This is a genomic window from Marinibaculum pumilum (assembly GCF_042646425.1).
In the GTDB taxonomy this organism is placed as follows: domain Bacteria; phylum Pseudomonadota; class Alphaproteobacteria; order Ferrovibrionales; family Ferrovibrionaceae; genus Marinibaculum; species Marinibaculum pumilum.
On sequence record NZ_JBHRTR010000012.1, the window covers coordinates 1 to 8979 of the forward strand.

At 69.8% G+C, this 8979-nt stretch carries 8 protein-coding genes; 5 read left to right on the top strand and 3 right to left on the bottom strand.

The window, feature by feature from the left end; translation table 11 throughout:
• Nucleotides 1-134 precede the first annotated feature (134 nt).
• Nucleotides 135-2180, bottom strand: coding sequence for a hydantoinase/oxoprolinase family protein (locus tag ACFOGJ_RS04125; protein WP_379898366.1), 2046 nt, complete (start codon nt 2178-2180; stop codon nt 135-137).
• Nucleotides 2181-2190: 10 nt separating this feature from the next.
• Nucleotides 2191-3945 (bottom strand): hydantoinase B/oxoprolinase family protein, encoded by a 1755-nt coding sequence (locus ACFOGJ_RS04130; RefSeq protein WP_379898368.1) that lies wholly within the window; start codon nt 3943-3945, stop codon nt 2191-2193.
• Nucleotides 3946-4109: 164 nt separating this feature from the next.
• On the opposite strand from ACFOGJ_RS04130, the gene ACFOGJ_RS04135 reads away from it, so the two are divergent.
• The gene (locus tag ACFOGJ_RS04135) at nt 4110-5087 is read left to right on the top strand and encodes an NAD(P)H-dependent flavin oxidoreductase (protein ID WP_379898370.1); all 978 of its coding nucleotides are present in this window, start codon (nt 4110-4112) and stop codon (nt 5085-5087) included.
• Nucleotides 5088-5099: 12 nt separating this feature from the next.
• Here ACFOGJ_RS04135 and ACFOGJ_RS04140 read toward each other — a convergent pair whose 3' ends face one another.
• Nucleotides 5100-6386 carry an MgtC/SapB family protein gene (locus tag ACFOGJ_RS04140; protein ID WP_379898372.1) on the bottom strand — a complete coding sequence of 429 codons (1287 nt, stop codon included), beginning with the start codon at nt 6384-6386 and terminating at the stop codon, nt 5100-5102.
• A 114-nt stretch (nt 6387-6500) separates the two neighbouring features.
• On the opposite strand from ACFOGJ_RS04140, the gene ACFOGJ_RS04145 reads away from it, so the two are divergent.
• The 4 genes from ACFOGJ_RS04145 (at nt 6501) to ACFOGJ_RS04160 (ending at nt 8623) form a co-directional block, all read left to right on the top strand.
• On the top strand, nt 6501-6815 hold the full coding sequence (locus ACFOGJ_RS04145) for a nucleotidyltransferase family protein (protein WP_379898374.1): 315 nt from the start codon (nt 6501-6503) through the stop codon (nt 6813-6815).
• Nucleotides 6808-7182 (top strand): HepT-like ribonuclease domain-containing protein, encoded by a 375-nt coding sequence (locus ACFOGJ_RS04150; RefSeq protein ID WP_379898376.1) that lies wholly within the window; start codon nt 6808-6810, stop codon nt 7180-7182. Before ACFOGJ_RS04145 ends, ACFOGJ_RS04150 begins: the two co-directional genes overlap by 8 nt.
• A 77-nt stretch (nt 7183-7259) precedes the next feature.
• A complete protein-coding gene (locus ACFOGJ_RS04155) occupies nt 7260-7865 on the top strand; it encodes a glutathione S-transferase family protein (RefSeq protein ID WP_379898378.1) in 606 nt (201 codons plus the stop codon).
• A complete protein-coding gene (locus ACFOGJ_RS04160) occupies nt 7865-8623 on the top strand; it encodes an SDR family oxidoreductase (protein WP_379898380.1) in 759 nt (252 codons plus the stop codon). Before ACFOGJ_RS04155 ends, ACFOGJ_RS04160 begins: the two co-directional genes overlap by 1 nt.
• The last annotated feature ends 356 nt before the right edge of the window (nt 8624-8979 follow it).

Below are 8979 nucleotides of genomic sequence, written 5' to 3' on the forward strand. Positions count from 1 at the left end.
ATTCCGCCAGAACGCTCGTTTCCAAGTAGAATCAATGCCATGCACCCCGTCATCCGAAATCGTGCCGGACAGCACTGGGTCAAGCCCGAGGATGACGGAGAAGGGGGGGCGTGGCGGCGGGATGCCGCCGGCCCCTATCCCTCGCTGATCCGCAGGAAGCCGTAATCGTCGACCCGCAGGCGCTGGCCCGGCAGGACCATCGTGGTCGACGAGGCCTCCTCGACCAGGGCAGGGCCGGCGGCCTCGAAGCCGGGCGGCAGCAGGCGGCGCAGGAAGACGGCGGTGTCGGCGACGCCATCCTCGCCGAAATCGACCTTGCGGGTGCCGATCCGCGCCTTCGCGGCATCCAGCCCGGTCCCGTCCAGAGGGGCCAGGTCGGGGCGCAGCACCTGCGCCTCGGCCGTCAGGTGGAAATGCACGAACTCCACCGGCGTGTCGTCCAGCCGGAAGGTGAAGGCGCGCTCATGCGCCGTGTGGAACGCTTCCAGCACCGCCTCCCGGCCGTCGCGGCCGAGGTCGGTGGGGAAGCGCACGCTGTGCTCCTGGCCCTCGTAGCGCATCTCCAGGTCGGTGGCGAAGGTGAGTGCGTCGGGATCCACGCCCTGCAGGCCGGCGAAATAGGCGCGGGCCTCGGCCTTCATCTCCTCGAAGATCGTCGCGACCGCGTCCTGCCCGGTATCGGCCGCCGGCATGAAGCGGGTGCGCACCAGGTCCAGCCGCGGCGCGGTGGCCAGCATGCCCCAGGCGGAGAAGACGCCGGGATGGGCGGGGATCAGGGTCTCCCGCACGTTCAGCTCCCGCCCCAGCCGGGCGGCATGCATCGGCCCGCCGCCGCCGGAGGCGACCAGCACGAAGTCGCGCGGGTCGTAGCCGCGCTGGACGGAGACGATCTTCAGCGCGTCGATCATCGACGCCTCGGCGATCCGTACCGCCGCCCGTGCCGCTGCAGCGACGTCGGTCCCCAGCTGCTCCGCCAGCGGCGCATAGGCCGCCTCCGCCAGGTCGGGGCGCAGGGTCAGGCGGCCTTCGGCGAACTGCTCGGGGTCCAGCACGCCGGCCAGGCACATCGCGTCGGTGACGGTGGGGTCGGTGCCGCCGCGGCCATAGCAGGCCGGCCCGGGATCGGCGCCCGCGCTGACCGGGCCGACCCGCAGGCGCCCGCCCTCGGCGAACCAGGCGATGGAACCGCCGCCGGCGCCGATCTCCACGATGTCGATCACCGGCACCTTCACCGGGAAGCCGGGGAAGGCGCGGGTGCGCTCCAGATGATATTCGGTCGTGACCTTCGGCGCGCCGTCCTCGATCAGCGAGCATTTCGCCGTGGTGCCGCCGATGTCGAGCGAGATCACGTTGGGTTCGTTCACCGCGCGGCCGACGATGGCGGCGCCGATCACCCCGCCGGCCGGGCCGGATTCGATCAGGGTGATCGGATGCGCGCGCGCCTGGGCGAAGGCCGTTGTGCCGCCGTTCGACTGCATCGCCAGCAGCGGGCAGTCCAGGCCGATCTCCGACAGCCTTCCTTCCAGTTTCGTGAAGTAGCGCTCCACGATCGGCTGCACGCAGGCGTTCAGCACCGCGGTGTTGGTGCGCTCATATTCCCGCCATTCCCGGGTCACCTCGTGGGAGGCGGTGACGGCCAGGTCCGGCAGCAGCTCCCGCAGCAGGGCGGCGCATTGCGCCTCGTGCTCCGGAAAGGCGAAGGAATGCAGGAACATCACCGCCGCGGCCTCGACACCCTCGGCCTTCAGGGCTTCGGCCACCGCCGCGACATCGTCGCGGTTCAGCGGCTCCAGCACGTCGCCCTCCGCCGTCACCCGCTCCCGCACCTCGAAGCGCAGGGCGCGGGGCACGAAGGGGACCGGCGACAGGAAGGTCAGGTTGTAGAGGTCGGGCCGGTTGCCGCGGCCGATCTCCAGCACGTCGCGGAAGCCGGCGGTGGTGACCAGCGCCGTCTTCACCCCCTTCCGCTCGGTGATCGCGTTGATCACCGTGGTGCCGCCATGGGCGAAATAGCTGACATCCGCCGGCGGCAGCTCCGACAGGCGGATCGCGTCGATCACCCCGCCCGACGGGTCCGCCGGGGTGGTCAGCGCCTTGGTGATGAAAACGTCGCCGCTCTCGGCGTCGAAATGGACCAGGTCGGTGAAGGTGCCGCCGACATCCGTCGCCATGCGTCCCATGCGGCGCCCCTCAGGCCGCGCCGCGAAGCGCGGCGGTGGCGCCGGCGTCCACGGCATTGCCGCGGATCTCCACGCCATAGGCCGCACGCGCCTGCGCCGCGGTCAGGTAGCCGTTGCGCACGTCGGCCAGCACGGCCTCGGGGGCGCGTGCCTTCGGATCGCCCCAGCCGCCGCCGCCGCCGGTATGGATGCGGATGCGGTCGCCGGGCTCCAGCGGGATGGTGGGCGTGCGGGTGATGCGGCGCACGTCCCGGCCGCGGATCAGCTCGATATAGTTGGTGCCGCCGTCGGCGCCGCCGTCCTGGCCCCAGGCCGGGGTCTGCGACCGGCCGTAGGAGGCGTAGAGGAAGGTGCCCGCACCCGTCACCTCGAACTCGCGGACCAGGCCGAAGCCGCCGCGCTGCCGGCCGGCGCCGGCGCCCTGTTCCACGTCCAGGCCGTACTGGCGGATGCGCAAGGGGGTCTTCGCCTCCACCAGTTCCACCGAATGGTTGTAGGTGTCGCCGTCCATCAGCGCGATCAGCCCGCCGGTGCCGTCGGCGGACTGCCCGGCGCCCCAGCCGCCATGCTGCGGCTCCAGGTGGACGAAGGTGTCGCCGGTCTTGTCGTTGTGGCCGGCGATATAGGTTCCGCAGAGGCTGGCATAGGAACCGGCGGAGAAGCGCTCCGGCACCAGCGGCGCCAGCGCCTTCCAGACCAGCTCCGCCGCATGGGCGGTGGATTCGAAATACCATCCGGTGGCGGCCGGCTTCTGCGCGCTGAACACGGTGCCGTCCGGCACCGTGATGGTCAGCGGTGCGAACCAGCCCTCGTTCGACGGCTGGTGCGGGCCGGCGAAGGCCTTGAACACCGCCCGCACCGCCGAGCCCAGGCCGGAGCGCGAGCAGTTGATCGGCGCCGCCCGCTGCGCGGCGCTGCCGGTGAAGTCGATCTCCATCGCCTCGCCGCGCACGGTGACCTTCACCTGCACATGGATCGGCTCGTCGACCAGCCCGTCGCCGTCGATCACGTCAGTGGCCTCGTAAGCCCCGTCGGGCAGGGCGGCGATGGCGGCGCGGCTGATCGCGGCGCTCTTTTCCTGCAGCTCGGCGAAGGTCGCGCGCACCACCTCGGCACCATACTTGGCGCATGTCTCGGCCAGCCGGTCGTCGGCGATGCGGACGGCTGCCAGCTCCGCATTCAGGTCGCCCTGCGACATCCGCGGCAGGCGGACATTGGCGGCCAGCATCTCGAACACCGCGTCCTGCCGCACCCCGCCGTCGAACAGCTTCAGGCCGGGCAGGCGTATGCCTTCCTCGAAGATCTCCCTGGAATCCGGCGACAGGCTGCCCAGCACCTTGCCGCCGACCTCCGACCAGTGGGCGACCGCCACGGCGAAGGCCAGCACCTCGCCGCCGGAAAAGACCGGCTTGCAGATGCAGACATCGGCGGTGTGGGTGCCGCCTTCATAGGGGTCGTTCATGATGAAGACGTCGCCCTCGCGGATGCGGCCGGCGAACTTGCGGCGCAGGAACCGCACCTGGTCGGAGAACATGCCGGTGAAGACGGTGATGCCGTTGGACTGGGCGACCAGCCGGCCCTCTGCATCGGTCAGGCCGCAGGCGAAGTCCAGCACCTCGTAGATCACCGGGCTCATGCTGGCGCGGGCCAGCACGATTCCCATCTCGTCGGCGATCGCCAGCAGGCGGTTGGCGATGATCTCGCGGGCGATGGCGTCGTCGCCCCTGCGGACGACAGCATGGTTGGCGGCAGAGGTGACAGTCATGCGGGCTCTCGCGGCTGGCAGGAATTGACAGGCGTATGCATAGCCGATGGGGGCGCGGCGGTGCAAAGCCGATGCCGCGTTGCGGCAGGCCATATTGCGGTGTGACAAGCCGCAGCGAGGCTGTAGAGATAGGCCGCAAATTCATTCTTGCGGGGAGGACCGACGTGAAGACGCGCATCACCGAGCTGTTCGGCATCGAGCATCCGATCATCCAGGGCGGCATGCATTATGTCGGCTATGCCGACCTGGCGGCGGCCGTCTCCAATGCCGGCGGGCTGGGCATCATCACCGCCCTGACCCAGCCGACGCCGGACGACCTGGCGCGCGAGATCGCCCGCTGCCGGGAGATGACCGACAAGCCGTTCGGCGTGAACCTGACCTTCCTTCCGGCGGTGAAGCCGCCGGACTATCCGAACTATGTGAAGGCGATTGTCGACGGCGGCGTGAAGATCGTTGAGACCGCCGGCAACAACCCCGCCAAGTGGCTGCCGGGCCTGAAGGAGGCCGGCATCAGGGTGATCCACAAATGCACCTCGGTGCGGCATTCCCTGAAGGCGGAGTCGATCGGCTGCGACGCGGTCAGCGTCGACGGCTTCGAATGTGGCGGCCATCCGGGCGAGGACGACGTGCCGAACATGATCCTGCTGCCGCGCGCGGCGGAGGAGCTGACGATCCCCTTCGTCGCCTCCGGCGGCATGGCGGATGCGCGTTCCCTGGTGGCCTCTCTGGCGCTGGGCGCGGACGGCATGAACATGGGCACCCGCTTCATCGCCACGAAGGAGGCGCCGGTGCATGAGAAGGTGAAGCAGGCGCTGGTGGCCGCCAGCGAGCTGGACACCCGCCTGGTGATGCGGCCGCTGCGCAACACCGAGCGGGTGCTGGTCAATGCCGGGGTGGAGCGCCTGCTGGAGAAGGAGAGGAAGCTGGGCGCCGACCTGAAGTTCGAGGACATCCTGCCCGAGGTCGCCGGCATCTATCCGAAGGTGATGAAGGAAGGCGATATCGAGGCCGGCGCCTGGAGCTGCGGCATGGTCGCGGGCCTGATCCACGACGTGCCCACCTGCAAGGAGCTGATCGACCGGATCGTGGGCGAGGCGGAGGCGATCATCCGCGGCCGGCTGGACAAGTTCCTGGCGGCATAGAAGCGGTTTTCGTCAGGCCGCGGCGGCCAGGAAAAAGGCTGCCGCGGCCGCTGCCAGTCCGGCGGCCGTGCCCAGGCTGACCAGCAGCGCGGTGCGCGGCGCGGCGAGCGCCCAGGCCAGGCCGCACTTGGCCAGCATGTTGGCCAGCACCGCCAGCGCGATGCCGGATGCGGCGGTGGCGGCGGGGGTCTCGCCTGCATCGGTCCCCGCCAGGCCGGCGAGCGAGACGGTCGGCGCGTCGACATCGGCGAGGCCGGAGACGAAGGCCAGGACCTGCAGCCCCGCATCGCCGAAGGTCTGGGCCAGCAGGCCGGCCAGCACCGAGACGATGGCGATCAGCGCGCCGAACTTCAGCACCTCCCACAGGTCGAGCGGGTTCGGCAGGGCCGGCGGCGCGGTCGCCTTCAGCCGCTCCCGCCGCAGCAGGACCAGCCCGCCGCCCGCTGCGCTGATGGCGGCGGCGGCCAGGGCGGCCGGCGCCAGGCGCAGCCCGACCTCGGGCGCCAGGACGAAGGCGACGACCGGCACCCGCAGGTACATCACCGCGAAGCTCATCAGGATGCCGGCGGCGGCCAGCCCGGAGGGCACGCCGTTGCGGGCAATGCCGGCGGGCCGGCTGAGCCGCGCCAGGCCGGCCGTGGTCGCGGTGGAGGAGGCGAGCCCGCCCACCAGACCGGCGAGCAGCAGGCCCTGCCGCGCGCCCATCGCCTTGATCGCCACATAGCCGGCGAAGCTGACCAGCGCGATCAGGATGGTCATCGACCAGACCAGATAGGGGTTCAGCAGATCCAGCGGCCCCACCGGACGGTCCGGCAGCAGCGGCAGGACGATCAGGCTCATCGCCAGCAGGATCAGCGCGGAGCGAAGCTCCGGCCAGGTCAGCTTCGCCAGCCAGCCGTGCAGCGCGTTCTTCAGCGCCAGGAACAGGGTCATCGCCACCGCCGCCGCGCCGGCCAGCGCCAGCGACCCGACCGCGGCATAGCCGGCCAGGGCATAGGTGCAGAGCGCGGCGATCACCGTGGTGATGCCGTAATCACCGCTGTCCTTTGCCTCCCGCCAGCGGAAGCCGGCGACGGCACCGGTCGCCAGCACCGCGCCGGCGGCGAACGGGGCCGGCCCGAACGGCGCGGCGAGCAGGCCGAGCACCCCACCCGCCAGGCCGATCAGCGCGAAGGTGCGCAGGCCCGCGGTGCGGCGCTGTTCCTCCGTCTCGCGGGTCTGCCAGCCGCGCTCCAGCCCCACCAGGGTGCCGATGGCGAGCGCGACGGCGAGGCGCTGGAAGATTTCGAGGTCGGTCATGGTGTGGAGCATCGCGAGAAGTGGGCCGCGTCACGATTGGAGCTTTAAAGGCACAGGACTACAATCCCGCGGTGCGTTGACAGGCGAACTGGCTTTCCCGAGGAGGCGGGCGCGATGCATGCGGAGATTGCGGCGAAGCGGCAGGCAATGGCAGATCTTTGCCGCCGCTACGGCGTGACGCGCCTGGACGTTTTCGGCTCCGCTGCCCGCGGCGTGGACTTCGATCCGGCCAACAGCGATGCCGATTTTCTCGTGACTTTCCGTCCGGAAGTCCATGCCGACATGGTGGCGTTTCTGGATTTCAAGGAGGCGCTCGAGCAGCTGCTTCGACGCCAGGTCGACCTGATCGATCGCCGGGCGATCGAGGCGAGCCGCAACCCGATCCGGCGTCGGAACATCCTGACCGAAGCCGAAACGGTTTATGGCTGATCTGCCCGACCGGGATGTGGCGCTGGTGCTGGACATGCTCTCGGCTGCCAGAGACGCGACGGATTTCGTCAGAGGGATGGATCTGGACGGCTTCCGCGCCAGCCGTCTGCATCAGAATGCGGTCATTCGATCGGTGGAAGTCGTCGGTGAGGCGGCGGGCCGGGTCTCGGACGCGACGGTCGCTGCCCATCCGGACATCCCTTGGCGTTCCATCACGGGCATGCGTCACCGGCTTATCCACGGCTATGCAGATGTCGACATCGACCTTGTATGGTCGGTGACCCAGCATCAGCTTCCGGAACTGATCGCTCTGCTCGACGCTCTGATTTCGACAGAGGGTCCGGAGGACATCCAGAAGCCAGATTAGCCAGGTCGCTCTTCCCATTGCTATGGCGCATGCTCTGCCGCGCTACACCGGCGACGATCAAAAAGGGGGGGAGCATCATGAAGATCCATCACATTCCGAACACGCGGTCGGTCCGCATCATCTGGCTGTGCGAGGAACTGGGCCTGCCCTACGAGGTGGAGAGCTATGCCTTCGGCGATCCCCGCATGCGGGAGGCCGGCTATCTGGCGCGGCATCCGATGGCGCGGGTGCCGGTGCTGGAGGATGGCGAGACGGTCGTGTTCGAATCCGGCGCCATCGTGCAGTACGTGCTGGCGAGATACGGCGAGGGCCGGCTGGTGCCGGACGCGGCCTCGCCGGAATTCCCGCACTACCTGACCTGGCTGCACTATGCCGAGGGCATGATGATGCCGCAGGTCAACACCATCGTGGTGGAGACCCGCATGCTGCCGGAGGACAAGCGCAACCCGGTCAACCTGGAGCGGGCGGTGAAGCTGCTGACCCGCATGCTGACCGGGGTGGAGCGCCAGCTGGAGGGCCGCGACTATCTGGCCGGCGCCTTCTCCGGCGCCGACATCATGACCGGCCATGCCAGCGTGGTGGCCTCGAAGCTGGGCGCCGACCTGTCCGACAAGCCGAACACGGCCGCCTATGTGGAGCGGCTGCTGGCGCGGCCGGCAGTGCAGAAGGCGTTCGCGACCTAATGCCTGTCCCTGATCGTGGCTGCCTGATCGTCACCGGCGCCAGCCGCGGCATCGGCGCGGCCGTGGCGGCGCAGGCCGGTGCCGCCGGCTTTGCGGTCGTCGTGAACTATGCTGCTGACGCCGAGGGCGCGGGGCGTGTGGTCGCCGGCATAAGGGAGGGCGGCGGCCGCGCCGTGGCGATCGCCGCCGACATGGGGGAGGAGGCGCAGGTGCTGCGCCTGTTCGCCGAGGCGCGGGATGCCTTCGGCCCGCCGGCGGGGCTGGTGAACAATGCCGGCATCACCGGCGGCTTCGCCCGGGTGGAGGCGCTGGAGGCCGCCACCCTGCGCCGGGTGCTGGCGGTGAACGTGGAGGGCGCGATCATCGCCGCGCGGGAGGCGGTGCGCGCCATGTCGACCGCCCGCGGCGGCGCCGGCGGGGCGATCGTCAACATCTCCTCAATCGCCGCGAAGCTGGGCAGCGCCGGCGAATGGGTGCATTACGCCGCCAGCAAGGGCGCGCTCGACAGCTTCACCAGCGGCCTGGCGAAGGAGGTCGCGGCGGAAGGCATAAGGGTGAACGGCGTGGCGCCGGGCCTGGTGGAGACCAGCCTGCACGCGGCCGCCGGCGCCCCCGACCGTGTCGCCCGGATGGCGCCGACCGTGCCGATGCGCCGCGCCGGCACGCCCGACGAGGTGGCGGAGGCGGTCCTCTGGCTGCTGTCCCCCGCCGCGTCCTTCGTCACCGGCGCGATCCTGCCAGTCGGCGGCGGGCGTTAACGCGCGCCTCAGCGCTGCCGTCATCCCACGCCTTGAGCGTGGGATCCATTCCGCAATCGGTGCGGCACCGCGAGGCCTGCGGAATGGATTCCATGGTCAAGCCCACTGCACCAATTACAGGGACACAATACAAAATTGACACTGCAATTACAGGGACACCAATTACAGGGACACAATATGAAATTGACACTGAGTCGAGGAGGAAGCGCCCCTCGTGAGCGAGCCAAGCGAACCGTAAAATAAAGTATTGTGTCCCCGCAATTCCCCGCAATTCCCGCTCAGCGTCACCAGCGAGAACGCCGTGCCGGAAGGTAACGCCATCCTCTCCGACCGCATCGGTCTCCTGCCTAGGCGTC